Source organism: Pseudomonas sp. Pseusp49 (assembly GCF_059491875.1).
In genome coordinates this window covers 3,077,764-3,097,790 of the sequence record NZ_CP168514.1, presented here as the reverse complement: position 1 = coordinate 3,097,790, position 20,027 = coordinate 3,077,764, and the positions used below count along the sequence as shown (strand labels likewise).

At 63.0% G+C, this 20,027-nt stretch carries 18 protein-coding genes; 15 read left to right on the top strand and 3 right to left on the bottom strand.

Translation table 11 applies throughout. The annotated features are described in order from the left end of the window. Positions 1-9 precede the first annotated feature (9 nt). From ACEN83_RS13995 to ACEN83_RS13975, 5 genes are all read left to right on the top strand, one after another. Entirely contained in the window at positions 10-1,035 is a 1,026-nt protein-coding gene (locus ACEN83_RS13995) for an alpha/beta fold hydrolase (protein WP_495580644.1), read from the top strand. A gap of 13 nt (positions 1,036-1,048) precedes the next feature. Beyond that, the gene (locus tag ACEN83_RS13990) at positions 1,049-2,002 is read left to right on the top strand and encodes a D-2-hydroxyacid dehydrogenase family protein (RefSeq protein ID WP_495580643.1); all 954 of its coding nucleotides are present in this window, start codon (positions 1,049-1,051) and stop codon (positions 2,000-2,002) included. A gap of 207 nt (positions 2,003-2,209) precedes the next feature. Then, positions 2,210-2,752, top strand: a complete 543-nt coding sequence (locus ACEN83_RS13985) for a tetratricopeptide repeat protein (RefSeq protein WP_495580642.1) — start codon at positions 2,210-2,212, stop codon at positions 2,750-2,752. 66 nt (positions 2,753-2,818) lie between these two features. Continuing rightward, positions 2,819-3,301 carry an RNA polymerase sigma factor gene (locus ACEN83_RS13980; RefSeq protein WP_256589890.1) on the top strand — a complete coding sequence of 161 codons (483 nt, stop codon included), beginning with the start codon at positions 2,819-2,821 and terminating at the stop codon, positions 3,299-3,301. Then, positions 3,301-4,062 (top strand): anti-sigma factor family protein, encoded by a 762-nt coding sequence (locus ACEN83_RS13975; RefSeq protein WP_116580455.1) that lies wholly within the window; start codon positions 3,301-3,303, stop codon positions 4,060-4,062. Before ACEN83_RS13980 ends, ACEN83_RS13975 begins: the two co-directional genes overlap by 1 nt. Before the next feature lie 22 nt (positions 4,063-4,084). On the opposite strand, the gene ACEN83_RS13970 is transcribed toward ACEN83_RS13975, so the two are convergent. Together ACEN83_RS13970 and ACEN83_RS13965 are read right to left on the bottom strand one after the other, a co-directional pair. After that, positions 4,085-5,386, bottom strand: coding sequence for an ATP-binding protein (locus ACEN83_RS13970; protein WP_495580641.1), 1,302 nt, complete (start codon positions 5,384-5,386; stop codon positions 4,085-4,087). Between the two features lie 4 nt (positions 5,387-5,390). Then, positions 5,391-6,092 (bottom strand): response regulator, encoded by a 702-nt coding sequence (locus tag ACEN83_RS13965; protein WP_007970971.1) that lies wholly within the window; start codon positions 6,090-6,092, stop codon positions 5,391-5,393. Between the two features lie 294 nt (positions 6,093-6,386). On the opposite strand from ACEN83_RS13965, the gene ACEN83_RS13960 reads away from it, so the two are divergent. From ACEN83_RS13960 to ACEN83_RS13915, 10 genes are all read left to right on the top strand, one after another. Further along, positions 6,387-7,544, top strand: a complete 1,158-nt coding sequence (locus tag ACEN83_RS13960; protein ID WP_495580640.1) for an efflux RND transporter periplasmic adaptor subunit — start codon at positions 6,387-6,389, stop codon at positions 7,542-7,544. A gap of 15 nt (positions 7,545-7,559) precedes the next feature. After that, positions 7,560-10,658 carry a multidrug efflux RND transporter permease subunit gene (locus ACEN83_RS13955; RefSeq protein ID WP_495580639.1) on the top strand — a complete coding sequence of 1,033 codons (3,099 nt, stop codon included), beginning with the start codon at positions 7,560-7,562 and terminating at the stop codon, positions 10,656-10,658. 192 nt (positions 10,659-10,850) lie between these two features. Continuing rightward, complete coding sequence (locus ACEN83_RS13950; RefSeq protein ID WP_116580459.1) at positions 10,851-11,492, top strand: DUF1345 domain-containing protein; 642 nt, start codon at positions 10,851-10,853, stop codon at positions 11,490-11,492. A gap of 76 nt (positions 11,493-11,568) precedes the next feature. Then, entirely contained in the window at positions 11,569-12,408 is an 840-nt protein-coding gene (locus ACEN83_RS13945) for an AraC family transcriptional regulator (RefSeq protein ID WP_495580638.1), read from the top strand. Between the two features lie 53 nt (positions 12,409-12,461). Next, positions 12,462-13,067 carry a LysE family translocator gene (locus tag ACEN83_RS13940; RefSeq protein ID WP_495580637.1) on the top strand — a complete coding sequence of 202 codons (606 nt, stop codon included), beginning with the start codon at positions 12,462-12,464 and terminating at the stop codon, positions 13,065-13,067. Positions 13,068-13,207: 140 nt separating this feature from the next. Continuing rightward, positions 13,208-14,233, top strand: coding sequence for a LacI family DNA-binding transcriptional regulator (locus ACEN83_RS13935; RefSeq protein ID WP_495580636.1), 1,026 nt, complete (start codon positions 13,208-13,210; stop codon positions 14,231-14,233). A 145-nt stretch (positions 14,234-14,378) separates the two neighbouring features. After that, positions 14,379-15,161 carry a sugar phosphate isomerase/epimerase family protein gene (locus ACEN83_RS13930; protein WP_495580635.1) on the top strand — a complete coding sequence of 261 codons (783 nt, stop codon included), beginning with the start codon at positions 14,379-14,381 and terminating at the stop codon, positions 15,159-15,161. Beyond that, complete coding sequence (locus ACEN83_RS13925; RefSeq protein WP_495580634.1) at positions 15,154-16,182, top strand: sugar kinase; 1,029 nt, start codon at positions 15,154-15,156, stop codon at positions 16,180-16,182. The genes ACEN83_RS13930 and ACEN83_RS13925 overlap by 8 nt, the downstream gene beginning before the upstream one ends. A 48-nt stretch (positions 16,183-16,230) precedes the next feature. Continuing rightward, on the top strand, positions 16,231-17,529 hold the full coding sequence (locus ACEN83_RS13920) for an MFS transporter (protein ID WP_495580633.1): 1,299 nt from the start codon (positions 16,231-16,233) through the stop codon (positions 17,527-17,529). Positions 17,530-17,550: 21 nt separating this feature from the next. Then, positions 17,551-18,528 carry a 2-hydroxyacid dehydrogenase gene (locus ACEN83_RS13915; protein ID WP_495580632.1) on the top strand — a complete coding sequence of 326 codons (978 nt, stop codon included), beginning with the start codon at positions 17,551-17,553 and terminating at the stop codon, positions 18,526-18,528. 144 nt (positions 18,529-18,672) lie between these two features. Here ACEN83_RS13915 and ACEN83_RS13910 read toward each other — a convergent pair whose 3' ends face one another. Next, on the bottom strand, positions 18,673-19,860 hold the full coding sequence (locus ACEN83_RS13910) for a pyridoxal phosphate-dependent aminotransferase (protein ID WP_495580631.1): 1,188 nt from the start codon (positions 19,858-19,860) through the stop codon (positions 18,673-18,675). Positions 19,861-20,027: the final 167 nt, after the last annotated feature.

Genomic DNA, 20,027 nt, shown 5'->3' with positions numbered 1-20,027 from the left:
AGCTTCCCCATGTCGCGACTCTTCCCCCGCTGGTTGCCCAGCCTGTTGTTGACCGCCGCCCTGCCCGTCATCGCCCACGCCCAAGCACCGGAATACGGCCCTGAGCTGCAAGGGTTCGACTATCCCTACACACTCAAGCACTTCGCCTTTGAATCCCAGGGCCAGTCCCTGCAAATGGGCTATATGGACGTCGCCGCCCACGGCAAGGCCAATGGCCGCAGCGTGGTGCTGATGCATGGCAAGAATTTCTGCGGCGCCACCTGGGACAGCTCGATCAAAGCCCTCAGCGACGCCGGCTATCGGGTCATCGCCCCGGACCAGATCGGCTTCTGCAGCTCCAGCAAACCGACGCACTATCAGTACACGTTCCAGCAACTGGCGACGAACACCCAGCAACTGCTCAAGGCATTGGGCATTCAGAAAGCCACCCTGCTGGGGCACTCCACGGGCGGCATGCTCGCCACTCGCTATGCCTTGCAATACCCCGAACAGGTCGAGCAACTGGCACTGGTCAACCCCATCGGCCTGGAAGACTGGAAAGCCCTCGGCGTGCCCTACCGCACGGTAGACCAATGGTATGAACGCGAACTCAAGCTCAGCGCCGACGGTATCCGCAACTACGAACGCAGCACCTACTACGGCGGCCGCTGGAAGCCGGAATTCGAGCGCTGGGTCGACATGCTCGCCGGCCTGAACAAAGGCCCGGGGCATACGCAAGTCGCGTGGAACTCGGCGCTGATCTACGACATGATCTTCACTCAACCGGTGTATTACGAATTCCAGAACCTGAAGATGCCGACCCTGCTGTTGATCGGGACGTCCGATACCACCGCCATCGGCAGTGACATCGCCCCGCCCGAGGTCAAGGCGAAGATCGGGCACTACGACGTCCTCGGCAAACAAGTGGCGAAGTTGATTCCCCGGTCCACGTTGGTCGAATTCCCCGGCATGGGCCACGCGCCGCAGATGGAAGAACCGGCACAATTCCACCAGGCCTTGCTCGCCTGGCTGAACAAGACCAACCCCGTGCGTTGAAGAGGAAAGGCTGATGCCTGTGCAGATTGCAGTGCTTGATGATTGGCAGAATGTGGCGCGGGACGTGGTGGACTGGTCGGCGCTGGACAGCGTCGGCCAGGTGAGTTTTCTCCATGACTACCCCGCCGACAACCCGACGCTGGCCGAGCGCCTGGCCGGGTTCGAGGTGATCTGCGTCATGCGCGAGCGCACGCGCTTCGACGAAGAGCTGCTGCGACGCCTGCCCAGGCTCAAACTGCTGGTGACCGGCGGCATGCGCAACGCCGCCCTGGACCTGAAAGCCGCCGCCGCGCTGGGCATCCGGGTCAGCGGCACCGACAGCTACAAACACGCCGCGCCGGAGCTGACCTGGGCGCTGATCATGGCCGCCACCCGCAACCTGGTGGTCGAAGCCAATGCCTTGCGTGCCGGCCAGTGGCAACAAGGCCTGGGCGGCGACCTGCACGGCAAGACGCTGGCGATCCTCGGCCTTGGCAGCATCGGCCAGCGCGTCGCGCAATTCGGCCAGGTGTTCGGCATGCGGGTCATCGCCTGGAGCGAAAACCTCACCGCCGAACGTGCGGCGCAAGCCGGTGTGACCCGTGTCAGCAAGCAGGAACTGTTCGAACAGGCCGACGTGCTGTCGGTGCACCTGGTGCTCAGCGACCGCAGTCGGGGCCTGGTGGACGCACAAGCCCTGGGCTGGATGAAGCCCACGGCGCTGCTGGTCAACACCGCCCGCGGACCGATTGTCGATGAGGCAGCGCTGATCAAGGCACTGCAGAAGCAACGACTGGCCGGTGCCGCACTGGACGTCTTCGAGCAAGAGCCGCTGCCCGCGCACCATCCGTTCCGGACCCTGGACAATGTATTGGCGACGCCCCATGTCGGGTACGTGAGCCAACAGAACTACCGGCTGTTTTTTTCGCAAATGATCGAGGACATCCAGGCCTGGGCGGCAGGGACTCCGATTCGCCTGCTGGGTTGAACGAAAATCCCCTGTGGGAGCGGGCTTGCTCGCGAAGGCGGAGTGTCAGGCAGCATTAATGTTGATTGACCCACCGCATTCGCGAGCAAGCCCGCTCCCACAAATGAATAATTGTGCATGCTGTGGTGTTCTCATCACATCAACCTTGCACTGCGCCTGGCCGGGCGCGAACTGATCTGAAACCCATGAACCTGTGGAGCAAAGCCCATGAATAGTCGTTTTGCGTTTCTGATGACCCCGTTATTGCTGACCGTTGCCTTGTCCGGCTCCCCCGCCCTGGCCAACGGCGGTGGCGGCGGTGACGAGCCGCCCTCCAGACCCAACTGCCCGAAAGGACAGGTACTCGATACAAGATCGCAGCGGTGCGTCAAGCAGACCAGCAACCTGGTGCCTGACGAAGACCGCACCAACTATGCCTATCAATTGGCCAAGGACGGACGTTATGAAGAGGCCCTGGCCCTGCTCGACACGCTGAAACAGCCAAATACCGCAAAAGCGCTGAACTATCGCGGCTACGCCACGCGTAAACTGGGACGCACCGACGAAGGCATCGGTTATTACCTGCAATCGGTAAAACTCGACCCGCAATACGCGCAAGTCCGCGAATACCTGGGCGAGGCCTATGTGATCAAGGGCCGGCTGGACCTTGCGCAAGAGCAACTGCAGCAGATCAAATCCATCTGCGGCAGTACCCAGTGCGAGGAGTACCAGGACCTGGCCGAAGCCATCAACGGATCATCGAAAACCTGACAACCCGAGCGGACGGAGGTCGCCATCGCCAGCGATCAGGCAATACGAACGGAACTGAACCAGCACCTGGCGCGTTTATGGCGCTACGGCCTGCTGTTGTCCCGGCAACGGCATGTCGCCGATGACCTGGTGCAGGCCACCTGCGTGCGGGCGCTGGAGCGGGCCGGGCAATACGAGCCGGGGACGCGCATGGACCGCTGGCTGCTGAGCATCCTGCACTCGATCTGGCTCAATGAAGTGCGTGCCCAGCGGGTGCGGCAAGGTCAGGGCCAGGTGGATGCCGACCAGGCCTTGTCGTTCGATGGAGAGTCCGTGGCCCAGACCCACGTGTTGGCGGCACAGGTCATCCGCCGCGTCGATGCCTTGCCCGAGGCCCAGCGTGAAACGGTATTTCTCGCCTACGTCGAAGGGTTGTCCTACCGCGAAGTCGCCGACGTGCTGCAAGTGCCCATCGGCACGGTCATGAGTCGCCTGGCCGCCGCCCGGGCGAAACTGGCCGAATATCCACCGTTGCGAACGGTGTCCCACCCTTACCGAGGAGAACATTGATGAACGCGAAACCCTCGGACGAACAATTGGTGGCTTATCTCGACAACCAGCTCGATGCCGAGCAGCGCTCGCGAATCGATGCGGCCATCAGCGCCGACCCGATGCTGAGCCTGCGCCTGCAATGGCTGGGTCGCAGCAGCCTGCCGTTCAAGGACGCCTACGATGAACTGGCCCGGCAGGCGCCGGTAGATCGCCTGCAAGCCATGCTCGCCACCATGCCCTCACCCGCCCGCCCCGGGCTCAACCGACGCTGGTTCCTGGCCGCCGCGGCCGGGTTGCTGGCCGGCGGCGTGCTGGCGGACCGTTTGTTCCTCGGCTGGCAAGCAAGCCAGCAGACTCACAGCTGGCGCGGTCTGGTGGCCGATTACATGGCGCTCTACGTGCCGGAAACCCTGGATCACCTGCCCGCTGATGAAGCCTCCCAGCGGGCGCAACTGCGGACCATCGATGCGCGCCTGGGCCTGGACCTCGTGCCGGCAAAACTGAGCCTGCCCCGTGCCGAGTTCAAGCGGGCGCAAATCCTCGAGTACGACGGCGCCCCCATCGCCCAGATCACCTACCTCGATCCGGCGCACGGCCCCATGGCGCTGTGCGTGACCCGCTCCAACAGCGGCAGTCGCCATTTCGCCCAGGAACAGCGGCGCGAGCTGAACATCGTGTATTGGTCGGACATGGAGCACGCCTGGATGTTGATCGGGCGCCAGCCGATGACGGATCTGGAGGAGATGGCCAAGGTGTTGCGCAGTCGGCTGAGCGCCTGAGCCACGTTAGCCCGGGCGCGCGTCAGACCGAAGTCGGCAACCACAAGCGAAACCGCGCCCCGCCCAGCGGCGAGGCTTGCACCGTCAGCGTGCCGCCCTGGGCTTCCAGGGCGCGCCGGCTGATCGCCAATCCCAGTCCGAAACCACCCGTGGCGCGGTCTCGACTGCGGTCGAGACGGTAGAAGGGTTCGAAAATCCGCTCGCGCTCGTCATCCGGAATGCCGATGCCGTCATCGTCGACCCAGATTTCACAGCCGCCGGCACAGACCTGCACACCGATCTGGATACGCTTTTCGCAGTAGCGCATGGCGTTGCGCAGCAGGTTTTGCAAGGCACGGGCGGTCAGGCGCGGGTCGAGGCTGAAGCGTTCGAGCTGGCCGTGCAGCAGCACATCAATGACGATCTCCGGGGACTCCAGCTCCTCGTCGACGCTGCCAAGGATGCTGTCGATGAACTCATCCAGCGACACTTCGACCCGCTCCGGTAGCCGCGCCGGGTTTTGCAGGCGACTGTAGGACAGCAACTCAAGCACCAGCTCATCGAGCTCCCGGATGTGCGCCACCAGGCTTTGCAGGCGCTCGCGGCTGGCTGCCGGCAAGTCGTCGGAGAGGGCCAGGGCCAGGCCGAAATCCAGGCGCGTCAGCGGCGTGCGCAACTCGTGGGACACTGCATTGAGCAAGTCGCGCTGCTGGTTGAGCAGGTTCTCGATATCGCCGGCCATGGTGTCGAACACACTGGCCAGGCTGCCGATGTTGGAACTCGGGGAGATTTGCGTGCGCTCGCCCAGGTGGCCCTTGCCAAAGCGTTCCGCCGCACCCTTGAGCCGTTCCAGGTCACGCCAGTGCGGGCGCAGCCACAGCAACAGGCACGCGAGCATGGTCGCGCCGATCAGTACGTTGATGCTCCAGTACAACAGGTTGACGTCCAGCGGATCCGGCGGCACCACCATTTGCACCACGGTGCGCTCGTTCAGCGGCGCGACCGCCAGCGTACGCCAGCCCCAGTCACCCACGCGTACAACGTTCTCGCCCCGCTGCAAGCGCTGCTGCTCTTCAGGCGTCAGGCTGCTGTCGTCGTTACCGCTGAGCACGATGTGCAGCGGATTGAAGTCCTTGTCCATTTCGGCGGCCAGGGCCGGCCACTGTTCGGCCGGAGCCGCATGAAACTGTTTGACGATCAGCGTTTGCAGGCCACGGGAGTAATCGAGGTTGTAGGTGACGAAGCGCTCGTGGAACACCTTGACCACCAGATCCGGCACCAGATAAATCGCCGCGCTGAACGAGACGATGGTCACCAGGTACAAACGAAAGAGGATTCTGAACATCGGCTCAGCATTCCCACTCGGAACGGCTGAACAGGTAGCCCTTGCCCCACACGGTCTTGATCTTGCGCGCCTCGCCGGCGTGGTCGTCGAACTTGCGCCGCAACTTGGAGATCGCCACGTCCACTGAACGGTCGGTGCCGTTGAATTCGATGCCGCGCAGGCGTTGCAGGATCTGGTCGCGGCTCAGCACCTCCCCGGCATGCCGGGCCAGCACCACCAGCAGGTTGTACTCACCGCTGGACAAGTCCACCAATTGCTCGCGCCAGGTCACAGTGCGTTCGGACAGGTCGATGCACAGGTTGCCCATCAGAATGCGGTCGTTGGCGGTCTGCGGCTCGCTGAGGCTGCTGCGGCGCAACAGGGTCCGCACCCGCGCCAGCAGCACCCGTGGCTCGCAGGGTTTGGTGACGTAATCGTCGGCCCCCATTTCCAGGCCCAGGACTTGGTCGTGGCTGTCGTCGCGGGCGGTGAGCATCAGGATCGGCAAGGTCGCCGAATCGGCGCGCAGCAGGCGACAGACTTGCAAGCCGTCGAGGCCGGGCAGCATCAGGTCGAGGATCACCAGGTCCGGCGGATTGAGCCGCGCTCGTTCGCGCACATGATCACCGCGACCGATCACGCTGACGGAGTAACCGTTGCGTTCCAGGTAGCTGGCAATCAGTTCGGCGAGGGCGGTGTCGTCTTCGACCAGGAGGATGTTTGGCATGGGGTGTTTCCAGAAAAAAGCAGTGGCGCCTGTACCGGCCTCTTCGCGGGCAAGCCCGCTCCCACAGGGATTCGAGGTGAACACAAAGGCTATGAACACCACCGACCACTGTGGGAGCGGGCTTGCCCGCGAAGGCGGCCTGACAGGCGCAATAAAATTCAAGGACTGAAGGATATACGCCCTCACTCGTCTCTGAGTAAAACCCTTACACAATTTCACACAGCACCAACAAAGCTTCACCGCTACCCTCGCCTGCGCCCAGTAGGATGCTGGGAGTCTTTATTGGGGTATTACATGTCGAAGAATCTGCTTGCCAGGCTCAGTCTGATTGCTCTGGCGTTGACACTGGGTGCGTGCGAGAAGGCCTCGAACGCCGAGGAACAGGCGCCGCTGGCCACGGTTCGCATCGAAACCATCGAAGCGCAACCACTGACCATCAGCAGCGAGCTGAGCGGACGGATTGCCGCACCGCGCATGGCCGAGGTGCGTGCCCGCGTGGCCGGCGTGGTCCTGCAGCGCACTTTCCGTGAAGGCAGTGACGTCAAACAGGGCGATGTCCTGTTCCGCATCGACCCGGCGCCGTTCAAGGCCGACCTGGACAGCGCCGAAGCAGCGCTGCGCAAGGCCGAGGCCAACGCGTTCCAGGCCCGGTTGCAGGAACAGCGCTATGCCCAGTTGATCGACGACAAGGCCATCAGCGGCCAGGATTACGACAACGCCCGGGCCAACGCACGACAGACCGCCGCCGACGTCGCGGCCAGCAAGGCGGCGGTGGAGCGGGCGAAACTCAACCTCGGCTACGCCACCGTCACCGCGCCGATTTCCGGGCGCATCGGGCGCGCGCTGGTCACCGAAGGCGCGCTGGTCGGGCAGAACGAAACCACGCCGCTGGCGCTGATCCAGCAACTCAATCCGATTCATGCCGACCTGACCCAGTCCACCCGCGAACTCAACGAACTGCGCCGCGCCTTCCGTTCCGGTCAGTTGCAGCAGGTCGGCCAGGACCAGGCCAAGGCCACGCTGATTCAGGATGACGGCAGCCTCTACCCGTTGCCGGGCAAAATGCTGTTCAGCGACATCACCGTCGACCCGGGCACCGGCCAGATCATCCTGCGCAGCGAGTTCCCCAACCCCGACCTCGACCTGCTGCCCGGCAGTTTCGTGCGCGTGCGCCTGGAACAAGCGGTCAACCGCCAAGGCATCAGCGTGCCGCAACGGGCCATCCAGCGCGACAGCGCCGGCATCGCCCAGGTGCTGCTGCTCGACGCCGAACAGCGCGTCGGCCAGCAACCGGTCGAGTTGGGTGCCGTGCAGAACGATCGCTGGATCGTCACCGGCGGCCTGAAAGCCGGCGACCGCATCGTCATCGAGGGCCTGCAGCACGCCCGCCCCGGCGAGAAAGTGCAGATCGACGACTCCCCTCTTCCACTTGCCCAGGTGACTGGTCAGTAAGCAGGACGCTTTTTTATGCCGCAGTTCTTTATCGACCGCCCGGTGTTCGCCTGGGTGGTCGCATTGTTCATCCTGCTGGCCGGTGCCCTGGCCATTCCGCAGTTGCCGGTGGCGCAGTACCCCGACGTCGCGCCGCCGCAGATCGAAATCTATGCCGTGTACCCGGGCGCTTCGGCGCAAACCGTGGACGAAAGCGTGGTCAGCCTGATCGAGGAAGAACTCAACGGCGCCGATCATCTGCTGTATTTCGAATCCCAGAGCAGCCTCGGCAGCGCGACCATCAAGGCGACTTTCCAGCCGGGCACCAACCCGGAATTGGCTCAGGTGGATGTGCAGAACCGCCTCAAAGCCGTGGAGTCGCGCCTGCCGCAAGCGGTCATCCAGCAAGGTTTGCAGGTGGAGAAAGTCTCCTCCGGTTTCCTGCTGTTGATCACCCTGACGTCCAGCGACGGCAAGCTCGACGACGTAGCGCTCAGCGATTACCTGGCGCGCAATGTGATGAACGAGATCAAGCGCCTGGACGGCGTCGGCAAGGCGCAGCTGTACGGCGCCGAGCGGGCGATGCGGATCTGGATCGACCCGCAGAAACTGCTCGCCTTCAACCTGACGCCAGCGGACGTCAACGCCGCCATCGTCGCGCAAAACGCCCAGGTGCCGGCCGGCAGCATCGGCGATCTGCCGACCCGCACCACCCAGGAAATCACCGCGACCATTCTGGTCAAGGGTCAATTGTCGACCCCCGAAGAGTTTGCCGACATCGTTCTCAAGGCCAACCCGGACGGTTCGACCGTGCGCATCAGCGATGTGGCGCGTGTCGAGATCGGTAGCCAGGAATACCAGTTTTCCACGCGCCTGAACGGCAAGCCGTCCACCGCCGTCGCCGTGCAGTTGTCGCCAGGCGCCAACGCCCTGAACACCGCGACCCTGGTGCGGGCGAAGATGGATGAACTCAAGCGCTACTTCCCGGCAAACGTCGAGTACTCGATCCCGTACGACACCTCCCCCTTCGTCAAGGTCTCGATCACCAAGGTGGTCTACACCCTGGGCGAAGCCATGCTGCTGGTGTTCGCGGTGATGTTCCTGTTCCTGCAGAACATCCGCTACACGCTGATTCCGACACTGGTGGTGCCGGTGGCGTTGATGGGCACCTTTGCGACCATGCTGGCGCTGGGGTTTTCGATCAACGTGCTGACCATGTTCGGCATGGTGCTGGCCATCGGCATTCTGGTGGACGACGCGATCGTGGTGGTGGAGAACGTCGAACGCATCATGGCCACCGAGGGCCTGTCGCCCAAGGAAGCCACGCGCAAGGCCATGCAGCAGATCACCGGGGCCATCATCGGCATCACCCTGGTGCTGGTCGCGGTGTTCATTCCGATGGCGTTCATGCAGGGTTCGGTCGGGGTGATTTACCAGCAGTTCTCGTTGTCGATGGCCACCTCGATCCTGTTCTCGGCCTTCCTCGCCCTGACCCTGACCCCGGCCCTGTGCGCGACGCTGCTCAAGCCGATTGCCAAAGGCGAGCACCACGAAAAGAGCGGATTCTTCGGCTGGTTCAACCGCCGCTTCGAGCAACTGACCGAGCGCTATCAAGGCTGGGTCGCCTACGCGTTGAAACGCACCGGGTGCTACCTGTTGATCTACGGCGTGCTGCTGATCGGCCTGGGCCTGGCCTTCGGTCGCCTGCCCTCCTCGTTCCTGCCGGTGGAAGACCAGGGCTACACCATCACCGACATCCAGTTGCCACCGGGCGCGAGCAAGAACCGCACGGTGCAGGTGGCCGAGCAGGTGGAGGCGCACAACGCCGGCGAGCCAGGCATTCGCGACAGCGTGGTGATTCTCGGATTCAGCTTCTCCGGCAGCGGGCAGAATGCGGCGCTGGCGTTCAGCACGCTCAAAGACTGGTCCGAGCGCGGCAGCGACGATTCGGCCAGCTCGATTGCCGACCGGGCCAACGTCGCCCTCAGCCAGATCAAGGATGCGGTGACCTTTGCCGTGCTGCCGCCGCCCGTGGATGGCCTGGGTACGTCCAGCGGCTTCGAGTTCCGCCTGCAGGATCGTGGTGGTCTCGGCCATGAGAAGCTGATGCAAGCGCGCACCGACTTGCTCGCGGCCGCCGAAAAAAGCCCGATCCTGATGAACGTGCGCGAAAGCGCCCTGGCCGAGGCGCCGCAGGTGCAGCTGGTGGTCGACCGCAAGCAGGCCAACGCGCTGGGGGTGTCCTTTGCCGACGTCGGCAATGTGCTGTCCACGGCCGTGGGCTCGGCCTACATCAACGACTTCCCCAACCAGGGGCGGATGCAGCGCGTCGTGGTGCAGGCCGAGGGCGACCAGCGCAGCCAGGTGGAAGACCTGCTGAAGATCCACGTGCGCAACAGCCACGGAAAAATGGTGCCCTTGTCGGCCTTCGTGCAGGCCAAATGGACCCAGGGCCCGGCGCAGTTGACCCGCTACAACGGCTATCCGGCGATCAGCATTTCCGGTGAACCGACGCCGGGCCACAGCACAGGCGAAGCCATGGCCGAGATCGAGCGGTTGGTGGCGCAAGGCCCTGCGGGCCTGGGCCAGGAATGGACCGGGTTGTCGTTGCAGGAACGCTTGTCCGGCAGCCAGGCGCCGATCCTGCTCGGGCTGTCGCTGTTGATCGTGTTCCTGTGCCTGGCGGCGTTGTACGAGAGCTGGTCGATCCCGACCTCGGTGCTGCTGGTGGTGCCGCTGGGCGTGCTCGGCGCGGTGCTGGCCGTGACCTTGCGCGGCATGCCCAACGATGTGTTCTTCAAGGTCGGGCTGATCACCATCATCGGCCTGTCGGCGAAGAACGCGATCCTGATCATCGAGTTCGCCAAGAGCCTGTACGACGAAGGCCACGACCTGGTCGACGCCACCCTGCAAGCGGCACGCCTGCGGTTGCGGCCGATCGTCATGACTTCGCTGGCGTTCATCCTCGGCGTGGTGCCCCTGGCGATTGCCACAGGCGCCAGCTCTGCGAGCCAGCAGGCCATCGGCACCGGGGTGATCGGCGGAATGATCACGGCGACGCTGGCCGTGGTGTTCGTGCCGGTGTTTTTTGTGGTGGTGATGAAGCTGGTGCGCAAACGCCATAAACAACACTGACCAACACCACAAAAACCTGTGGGAGCGGGCTTGCCCGCGATGAGGCCGTCACATCAAACATCAATGTTGCCAGACGGTCCGCCATCGCGGGCAAGTCCGCTCCCACAGGGATCTCATTGGTTTCAGGAATATAGTCAGAACTGACCACCCTGGGCTAAGGTGATTGCAAAGCCCCAACCCCATCGAGCCTCCATGTCTTTCCTCACCCGCACCCACCCTCGCCTGTCCGCCGCCGTCCTGCTGGGCATCGTGGTGGGCATTCTGGTTCCGGCCGATTCTCTGATCAGCAAGATCCTCTTCGGCTGGAATGCCGGCGTGTGGATCTACCTGCTATTGATGCTCTGGCTCACCGTGCGTTCAAAAGCGACCGACGTGAAACGCATCGCCGAAATCGAAGACGAAAACGCCGGGCTGGTGCTATTGGTGGTGTGCATCGCCGCCCTGGCCAGCCTGGCGACCATCACCTTCGAACTGGCCGGCAGCAAGGACCTGGAAACCACGCGCAGACTCCTGCACTACGGCTTCACCGCGCTGACGGTGATCGGTTCGTGGCTGCTGATCGGAGTAATTTTCAGCGTGCACTACGCGCGCCTGTTTTACACCTGGGAAGGCAAAGAGCCGGCGCTGCGCTTTGCCGAGGGACTGACGACGCCCAATTACTGGGACTTCCTGTACTTCTCGTTCACCGTCGGCGTGGCAGTGCAGACCTCGGACGTCGGCGTGGCGACCCGCGATTTGCGCAAGATCGTGCTGGCGCAGTCGTTGATCGGTTTTCTGTTCAACACCGCCATCCTTGGTTTCTCAATCAATATTGCGGCGGGCCTGTTCAACTGATGCCTGCACAAACGTTCTAGTCATCGCACTTCCAGCAGGCGTTAAATAGCTCGGCAATCCGCCCCGCAGGTGCAACATGAACGCTCACAACTGGATCGACCTGTCCCAGGACGCCGACACCGGCATCGAGACCCTGCGCGCGCATTTCGAAGGTCACGCCTACGACCCGCACTGGCATGACAGTTTTCTGGTGGGTGTCACCGAGCAAGGGGTGCAGCAATTCAACTGCCGACGGGCCAGGCACCAGAGCACGCCGGGCAAGGTGTTTTTGCTCGAGCCCGGTGACATCCATGACGGTGACGCACCGACCGCCGACGGCTTTACCTACCGCATGCTGTACCTCGATCCACAGTGGCTACAGCGCGAACTCGGCGCCGTGTTCGATCATGCCCCCGACAACAGTCAACTGAGTTTCGCTGCCACCCTGGCCAACGATGGGCGTCTGGCCCAGGCCACCAGCCTGGCGTTTGAAACCCTGCATCGCGGTGAGCTGAAGATCGTCCGCCAGACCGCCCTCGACGTGTTGCTCGAGCGCCTGACCAGCCACTTGCATTGGCGCGCCCGCGATGGCCAGGACCCGCGTCTGCCGCGCGTGGCGCAGAAGGCCCGGGACTACCTGCATGCCAACGCGCAATACGACATCGGCCTCGATCAACTGGCAGCCATCACAGGTGTCGACCGCTTCCGCCTGACCCGTGCGTTCAAAGCCGCTTACGGCATGGCGCCCCACGCGTATCTGGTGCAATTGCGCCTGGCAACCGCCCGGCGAATGCTGGCCCGAGGCGAGCGACCGGCAACGGTGGCAATGGCGCTGGGCTTTGCCGACCAGAGCCATCTAGGCCGCTGGTTCGTTCGCGCCTACGGCCTGACGCCGGCGTTGTACCGCAAGCGCTGCTCAAATCTTCCAGACAAGTAACGCCGGGGATTGTGAAGATCGGTTTCACTGATCTTTACCGGAGTTTGTCTGCGATGCCGTCCTCTTTCCCGACGTTACTGCCCTTCTTGCTCTTTGCCTTCGTGGCGTCGATCACACCCGGCCCGACCAACATTCTGGTGTTCAGCAACAGTGCCCGATACGGCTTGGGCGCCGCCCTGCCGATTATCTTGGGCGCCTGCGTCAGTGCCGCGACGCTGGTGTTGCTGGTGGGCACGGGCGTTGGCTCTTCACTGACGGCCTGGCCCGCATTGCAAAGCGCCATGCAATGGGTCGGGGTCGCGTGGCTGAGTTATCTGGCCTGGCAGATTTTCCGCGCCCCGGCCGAAGCCATCAGCATGAAAACCGAGGATCGACTGGGATGGATGGGCGCCGCCAGCCTGCAATGGATCAACCCGAAAACCTGGATGATGGCGCTGGCGGTGGTCAGTGTCTTCGCTGGAGCGGGCGAAGATCGGCTCGTCCATGTGATCAATCTTTCAGGGGTGTTTTTCCTGGTTTCCTTGCCCTGCCTGGGTGTCTGGGCGCTGCTCGGTGCCGGGTCGAGTCGCTGGTTGCGCTCGCCCCGGGGCATGCAGCGTTTCAATCGCTGCATGGGCCTGGTGCTGCTGGGTTCAGCGTGGCTGAGTGTGCTGGCCTGAACGCCACCCGTCGGTGTTTGTTCGACAATCGACAATCCGGGGCTTGACGGCGAATTGGCTTTTGGTGTCTTCTGAAACCGGTTTCAGCGTTATCTCACGAAGCGCTCGACCTTATAAATCCAATAAAAAGGTTTCAGACCGTGAACGATTTCTCCGCCGCCCAGCGCAGCCGCGTGACCATGCTCGACGTGGCCAAACACGCCAAGGTCTCCAAGGCCAGCGTTTCGCGCTTCATCGGCGAAGACCGCGCCCTGCTCTCCGATGCCATCGCCCAACGCATCGAGCAGGCGATTGCCGAACTGGGCTATCGCCCGAACCAGATGGCCCGCGGTCTCAAGCGCGGGCGCACCCGCCTGATCGGCATGCTGGTGGCCGATATCCGTAACCCTTATTCAATTGCCATGATGCACGGGGTGGAAACCGCCTGCCGTCAGCACGGCTATAGCCTGGTGGTGTGCAACACCGACCGCGACGACGAGCAAGAGCGCCAGCACCTGGCCCTGCTGCGCTCTTACAACATCGAAGGCCTGATCGTGAACACCCTCGGTCATCACCGTGACGAATTGCACGAACTGCACCGGGAAATGCCCCTGGTGCTGGTGGACCGCAAGGTCGAGGACCTGGAAAGCGACATGGTCGGGCTAAACAACCCGGCCGCCGTCGAGATGGCCATCGTCCATCTTGAAGAGCGCGGTTATCGCGATGTGTTGATGGTGACCGAACCCTTCGATGGCACCAGTTCGCGGATCGAACGGGTCGCCAGTTTCAAGGCGCAAATTGCCCTGCGCCCGGCCCTCCATGGCAGCCTCATCGAAACCGGCAGCGAACTGACCGCACAGCTGAAATCCTTCCTCGACACACCCGGCCCCGGCCCGAAAGCGCTGTTTTGCGCGAACGGCATTGCGGCGCTGGCCTGCACCCATGCGTTGCGTCAACTCAAGTGCAACCTGTTCGAGGATGTGGGCCTGATCGCCCTTGATGATCTGGATTGGTATCCGTTGGTGGGTAGCGGGATAACCGCGCTGGCCCAGCCGACCACCGAGATGGGTGCCAGTGCGTTTGAGTGTCTGCTCAAGCGGCTGCGGGGGGATGACGGGGCGATGCGGACACTGGATTTTTCGGCTCGGTTGATAGTTAGAGGGTCGACCCTGGGGAACTCTCGGTGAATGTTATGGCCCCTTCGCGAGCAAGCCCGCTCCCACATTTGGAATGCATTCCCCTGTGGGAGCGGGCTTGCTCGCGAAGAGGCCATCAGAAACACCCACTATTTTTTTGAACAAAAATGAAACCGGTTTCAGAGGTAAAACAACAATGAACAAACCCGCCGTTTCCATCAGCCTCTCCAGCTACGGCGCCGACCTGGTGCGCCAGCGCGGCCAAGGCAGTTTTATCGAAGTACTGGCCGCCGCCGGCGCCACGCGCATCGAGTGGCGCGAGGAGTTGCTGACCGTTGAGGACCCCGCTCAACTGGCCAATGCCACTCAGGCAGAAGGCCTGGAAAGCGTGTATTCGTCGCCAATGGAACTCTGGTTGGCCGGACAATCCAGGCCCAATCCAGAACTGATCGCCGCCCTGCAACGAGCCCAGGCGTTCGGTGCCAAATGGCTCAAAGTGTCCCTGGGCTATTTCACCGACAACAGTGACCTGCACGCCCTCGCCCGGCAGCTGGACGCCAGCCCCGTGCAGTTGCTGGTGGAAAACGACCAGACCCTGCACGGCGGTCGCATCGAACCGTTCCAGCGCTTTTTCACTGAGGTCGAGCAACACCACTTGCCGATTAAAATGACCTTCGACATCGGCAATTGGCACTGGCAGGACCAGTCCGCCGCCAGCGCCGCGCGCCTTCTCGGACGCCACGTCGGCTATGTGCACTGCAAAGCGGTTACACGTCGCGCCGACGACAAGCTGGTCGCCATCCCGCCGACCGCCAGCGACTTGCAACAGTGGGAACAGCTGCTGCGGCACATGGCCCAAGGCGTTATGCGGGCCGCGGAGTATCCGCTGCAAGGCGATGACCTGGTGCAACTGACCCGCGAACACGTGGCTGCCCTCGCCCGCCTCGGCCAGTCGCAACGGGAGAATGCTCATGTCTGACATCGATATTCTGTCCTTCGGCGAGACCATGGCAATGTTCGTTGCCGAGCAGGCTGGCGACCTGGCCAGCGTTGGCGCTTTCCACAAACGCATCGCCGGGGCCGACAGCAATGTGGCGATCGGTTTGTCCCGGCTTGGCTTCAAGGTGGCGTGGTTGAGCCGGGTCGGTGCCGATTCGTTGGGCCGCTTCGTGGTCGACACTCTGGAAAAAGAAGGCCTGGATTGCCGCCACGTCGACATCGACGCCGACCACCCGACCGGGTTTCAACTCAAGTCCCGCACCGACGACGGCAGCGATCCGGTGGTCGAGTACTTCCGCCGTGGTTCGGCGGCCAGTCACCTGTCGCCGCACTCGATCGTGCCCGAGTTGCTCAAGGCCCGACACCTGCACGCCACCGGCATTCCCCCGGCGCTGTCGGAGTCGGCGCGGCAGATGTCGTTCGAGTTGATGACCCGCATGCGCGAGGCCGGGCGCAGCGTGTCCTTCGACCCGAACCTGCGCCCGAGCCTGTGGGCGAGCGAGCGACAAATGATCACCGAGATCAACCGCCTCGCCGCCCTCGCCCATTGGGTGCTGCCGGGCTTGAGCGAAGGTCGCTTGCTGAGCGGTTTCGAAGACCCGGCCGACATCGCAGCGTTTTACCTCGACCAGGGTGCCGAAGCCGTGGCGATCAAGCTTGGGCCCAACGGTGCTTACTACCGCACCCATCTTGATCAAGGTTTCGTCGCTGGCGTGCCGGTGGCCACGGTGGTCGATACGGTGGGCGCCGGCGATGGTTTTGCCGTCGGCATGATCAGCGCGCTGCTGGAAAACCATAGCTTTGCCGAGGCCGTGAAACGCGCCAACTGGATTGGCAGCCGGGCGGTGCAGAGCCGGGGGGATATGGAGGGGTTGCCGACCCGATCCGAAATGGGTGTCGAGTTTGAGGCCGCCTTCGCGGGCAAGCCCGCTCCCACAGATTTTGCGTCTGTGGGAGCGGGCTTGCTCGCGAAGGGGCCAGCACAGTCACTGAAGATCTAAACACCGTTACCTGCTGCGACAAAAACAACAAGCTCAGGAGCACCACTCATGAAAACCGCAACGCTCGCCACCCGCCGCTGGTGGTACATCATGCCCATCGTGTTCATCACCTATAGCCTGGCGTATCTGGATCGCGCCAACTATGGGTTCGCCGCCGCCTCCGGCATGGCGGCGGACCTGATGATCACACCAGGCTTGTCGTCGATGCTCGGCGCGCTGTTCTTCCTCGGCTATTTTTTCTTCCAGGTACCCGGCGCGATCTACGCGCAGAAACACAGCGTGAAGAAGCTGATTTTCGTCAGCCTGATTCTCTGGGGCAGCCTGGCGACCTTGACCGGGATTGTCTCCAATGCCTACTGGCTGATCGTCATTCGCTTCATGCTCGGCGTGGTCGAAGCGGCCGTGATGCCGGCGATGCTGATCTACCTGTGCCACTGGTTCACCCGCGCCGAACGCTCGCGGGCCAACACCTTCCTGATCCTCGGCAACCCGGTGACCATGCTCTGGATGTCGGTGGTCTCGGGCTATCTGGTGCAGCACTACAGCTGGCGCTGGATGTTCATCATCGAAGGTTTGCCCGCGGTGTTGTGGGCATTCATCTGGTGGCGCCTGGCTGATGATCGTCCGTCACAGGCCAAGTGGCTCAACGAGCAGGAAAAGCAGGATCTGGAAAGCGCCCTGGCCGCCGAACAGGTCGGTATCAAGGCCGTGAAGAACTACGCCGAAGCCTTCCGTTCTCCCAAAGTGATCATCCTGGCCCTGCAGTTTTTCTGCTGGAGCATTGGCGTGTACGGCTTCGTGCTGTGGCTGCCGTCGATCCTCAAGGCCGGCGCGCAGATGGACATGGTCCAGGCCGGCTGGCTGTCGGCGCTGCCGTACCTGGCGGCAGTGATCGGCATGCTGCTGGTGTCCTGGGGTTCGGACAAACTGCAAAAACGTAAACGTTTCGTCTGGCCGCCACTGCTGATTGCCTCGATCGCCTTCTATGGCTCCTACGCCCTGGGTGCCGAACACTTCTGGTGGTCCTACACCCTGCTGGTGATTGCCGGCGCCTGCATGTACGCGCCGTACGGCCCCTTCTTCGCGATCATCCCGGAGATCCTCCCGGCCAACGTCGCGGGCGGCGCCATGGCGCTGATCAACAGCATGGGCGCCCTCGGCTCGTTTGGCGGGTCCTATCTGGTCGGTTACCTGAACAGCTCCACCGGCTCGCCGGGCGCGTCGTACCTGTTGATGAGCGGCGCGTTGATGTTCTCGGTGGTACTGACGATTTTCCTCAAGCCCGGCGCCAGCGACCGGGAGCGGCCCTCGGCCACGTTAACGCGCACCGCCGCGGCACATTCCTGAATTGAAATCGAGGTCTCGAAGATGAAAAAGCAGGTCGTCCTCTACAAGAAACTCTCGCCGCTATTGATGGCTCGCCTACACGAGCAGGTCGACGTGACGCTGATCGAAAACCTTGATGCCGAGGGCCTGGCCAAACTGCGCGATGCCCTGCCCCGCGCTCACGGTTTGCTCGGTGCCAGCCTGAAACTGGATGCCGAACTGCTCGACCGGGCGCCCGACCTTCAAGCCATTGCCAGCGTTTCGGTGGGCGTCGACAACTACGACATCGACTACCTCACCGAACGGCGAATCCTGCTGAGCAACACGCCAGATGTGCTCACCGAAACCACCGCCGATACCGGTTTTGCGCTGATCCTGGCGACTGCCCGGCGGGTGGTGGAACTGGCGAATATGGTTCGCGCCGGCCAATGGCACCGCAACATCGGCCCTGCGCATTTCGGCAGCGACGTGCACGGCAAAACCCTGGGCATCATCGGCATGGGCCGTATTGGCGAGGCCCTCGCGCAGCGCGGGCATTGCGGGTTTGGCATGCCGGTGATCTACCACAGCCAGTCACCGAAACCGGCCGTGGAACAGCGCTTCAATGCGCACTATCGAAGCCTGCCGGAATTGTTGCAACAGGCCGATTTCGTTTGCCTGACGTTACCGCTGACCGCTGAAACCCAAGGGCTGATCGGCGCAGAGCAGTTCGCCCAGATGCGTCCCGAGACCATCTTCATCAATATTTCACGGGGTAAGGTGGTGGACGAAGCGGCGCTGATCGACGCCTTGCGCACGGGCCGGATTCGCGCGGCGGGGCTGGATGTATTCGACCGCGAACCCTTGAATCAGGACTCGCCGTTGCTGCAGTTGAACAACGTGGTGGCGACACCCCACATCGGCTCGGCCACCCATGAAACACGGGAGGCCATGGCCAGGTGCGCGGTGGACAACCTGTTGGCGGCGCTGGCCGGTGAGCGGCCGGCCAATCTGGTCAACGCTCGAGCGTGGAAGGGCTGAGGTATTCGGCGCCTGTCAGGCAGCCTTCGCGAGCAAGCCCGCTCCCACAATGGATTTGCTGTGAACACAGTACTTGTGAACAATAAAGATCAAATGTGGGAGCGGGCTTGCTCGCGAAGAGGCCGGCACAGGCAACACAACCCTTCAGGCCCGCCGCACCTCCAGCAGATCCGTCGCACACAAAGCAATCCGCCGGCAGGCATCAGCCAGCTTCATCTGATCCACCACCAGACCGATGCGGATATGCCCCGCCGCACTCGGCCCGAAAGCTTCACCGGCCAGCACCGACACGCCATACCCCTCCAGCAGTCGCTCGGCGAAGCGCTGGGCCGACAAGCCGGTCTGGCGCACATCGACCATCACGAACATTCCGCCGTCCGGGCGTATCGGCTTGAGACCCGGGCATTGCCCCAGACTTGCACACACCAGGTCGCGGCGCTGGCGATACTCCTCGCGCATCGAGGCGACTTCCGGCAGGTCCCGGTCCAGCGCCAACTGCGCAGCGTTCTGCACGAAATCCGGAATGCCGAACAGCATGCTCAGCGACAAATTGACCAGGTGACCCGCCATGGGTTTGGGCCCGATCACCCAGCCCACCCGCCAGCCGCTCATGGCGTGGGACTTGGACAGGCTGTTGATCGTAGCGGTGCGCTCGGCCATGCCCGGCAGGCTCGCCGGACTGATGTGCTGGCCTTCGAACAGCAGATCACTGTAGACCTCGTCGCTGATCAGCCACAAATCGTGACGAATGCACAGCGCCGCCAGCTCCTGCCAGATGGCCAGTGGCAAACTGGCGCCGGATGGATTGTTCGGACTGTTGAGCAGTATGGCGCGGGTCCTGGGCGTGATTCGCGCCGCGACATCCAGCGGGTCGACGCGAAACCCGTTCTGCGGGCGCACGGGCACCGGGACCACGGTGGCCGCACACGCGCCGATCACGCCTTCATAGGTCACGTACATCGGCTCGGCGACAATCACTTCATCGCCCGGGTCGAGCAGGCACTGCGCCACCGAATACACCGCGCACTGCGCCCCCGGAAAGACGATCACGTGTTCGCCATCCACCACCTGGCCACTGCGTTGCCGATGCCGACGGGCAATGCTGTCGCGCAGCCCACGACTGCCGCGCACTTCAGGGTAGTGCGTATCACCGGCCAACAGGCTGGCGATGGCGGCCTGGACAATGGGTTGCGGCGTATCGAAGTCGGGGTCGCCAATGGACAACAGCAGGACGTCGACGCCCTGTTCGCGCAATTGCAGCGCTCGATCGTGAATCTGCCAGGCCGCCGCTCCGTCACCGGCGATTCGTTGGGTCAAGGCTGAGTAGCGCATGTCGTTCTCCTGTCGCGCGGTTACTCCAAGCCTCAACCCTATCTCAAATCACGCAACGCGCCATCATGGCGTTCAAATCCACCCTCAAAATTGCCATCGGAGGTTTTGTGGCGAGGGGGCTTGCCCCCGTTGGACTGCGAAGCAGTCCCGCTTTTTGCCTGGTAAAT

Bases quoted from the DNA above. Each gene is read 5' to 3' on its own strand.
- ACEN83_RS13930 (WP_495580635.1), top strand. From the start codon at position 14,379: ATGAACAAACCCGCCGTTTCCATCAGCCTCTCCAGCTACGGCGCCGAC.
- ACEN83_RS13925 (WP_495580634.1), top strand. From the start codon at position 15,154: ATGTCTGACATCGATATTCTGTCCTTCGGCGAGACCATGGCAATGTTC.
- ACEN83_RS13920 (WP_495580633.1), top strand. From the start codon at position 16,231: ATGAAAACCGCAACGCTCGCCACCCGCCGCTGGTGGTACATCATGCCC.
- ACEN83_RS13955 (WP_495580639.1), top strand. From the start codon at position 7,560: ATGCCGCAGTTCTTTATCGACCGCCCGGTGTTCGCCTGGGTGGTCGCA.
- ACEN83_RS13940 (WP_495580637.1), top strand. From the start codon at position 12,462: ATGCCGTCCTCTTTCCCGACGTTACTGCCCTTCTTGCTCTTTGCCTTC.
- ACEN83_RS13915 (WP_495580632.1), top strand. From the start codon at position 17,551: ATGAAAAAGCAGGTCGTCCTCTACAAGAAACTCTCGCCGCTATTGATG.
- ACEN83_RS13990 (WP_495580643.1), top strand. From the start codon at position 1,049: ATGCCTGTGCAGATTGCAGTGCTTGATGATTGGCAGAATGTGGCGCGG.
- ACEN83_RS13950 (WP_116580459.1), top strand. From the start codon at position 10,851: ATGTCTTTCCTCACCCGCACCCACCCTCGCCTGTCCGCCGCCGTCCTG.
- ACEN83_RS13985 (WP_495580642.1), top strand. From the start codon at position 2,210: ATGAATAGTCGTTTTGCGTTTCTGATGACCCCGTTATTGCTGACCGTT.
- ACEN83_RS13910 (WP_495580631.1), bottom strand. From the start codon at position 19,860: ATGCGCTACTCAGCCTTGACCCAACGAATCGCCGGTGACGGAGCGGCG.
- ACEN83_RS13965 (WP_007970971.1), bottom strand. From the start codon at position 6,092: ATGCCAAACATCCTCCTGGTCGAAGACGACACCGCCCTCGCCGAACTG.
- ACEN83_RS13995 (WP_495580644.1), top strand. From the start codon at position 10: ATGTCGCGACTCTTCCCCCGCTGGTTGCCCAGCCTGTTGTTGACCGCC.
- ACEN83_RS13960 (WP_495580640.1), top strand. From the start codon at position 6,387: ATGTCGAAGAATCTGCTTGCCAGGCTCAGTCTGATTGCTCTGGCGTTG.
- ACEN83_RS13945 (WP_495580638.1), top strand. From the start codon at position 11,569: ATGAACGCTCACAACTGGATCGACCTGTCCCAGGACGCCGACACCGGC.
- ACEN83_RS13970 (WP_495580641.1), bottom strand. From the start codon at position 5,386: ATGTTCAGAATCCTCTTTCGTTTGTACCTGGTGACCATCGTCTCGTTC.
- ACEN83_RS13975 (WP_116580455.1), top strand. From the start codon at position 3,301: ATGAACGCGAAACCCTCGGACGAACAATTGGTGGCTTATCTCGACAAC.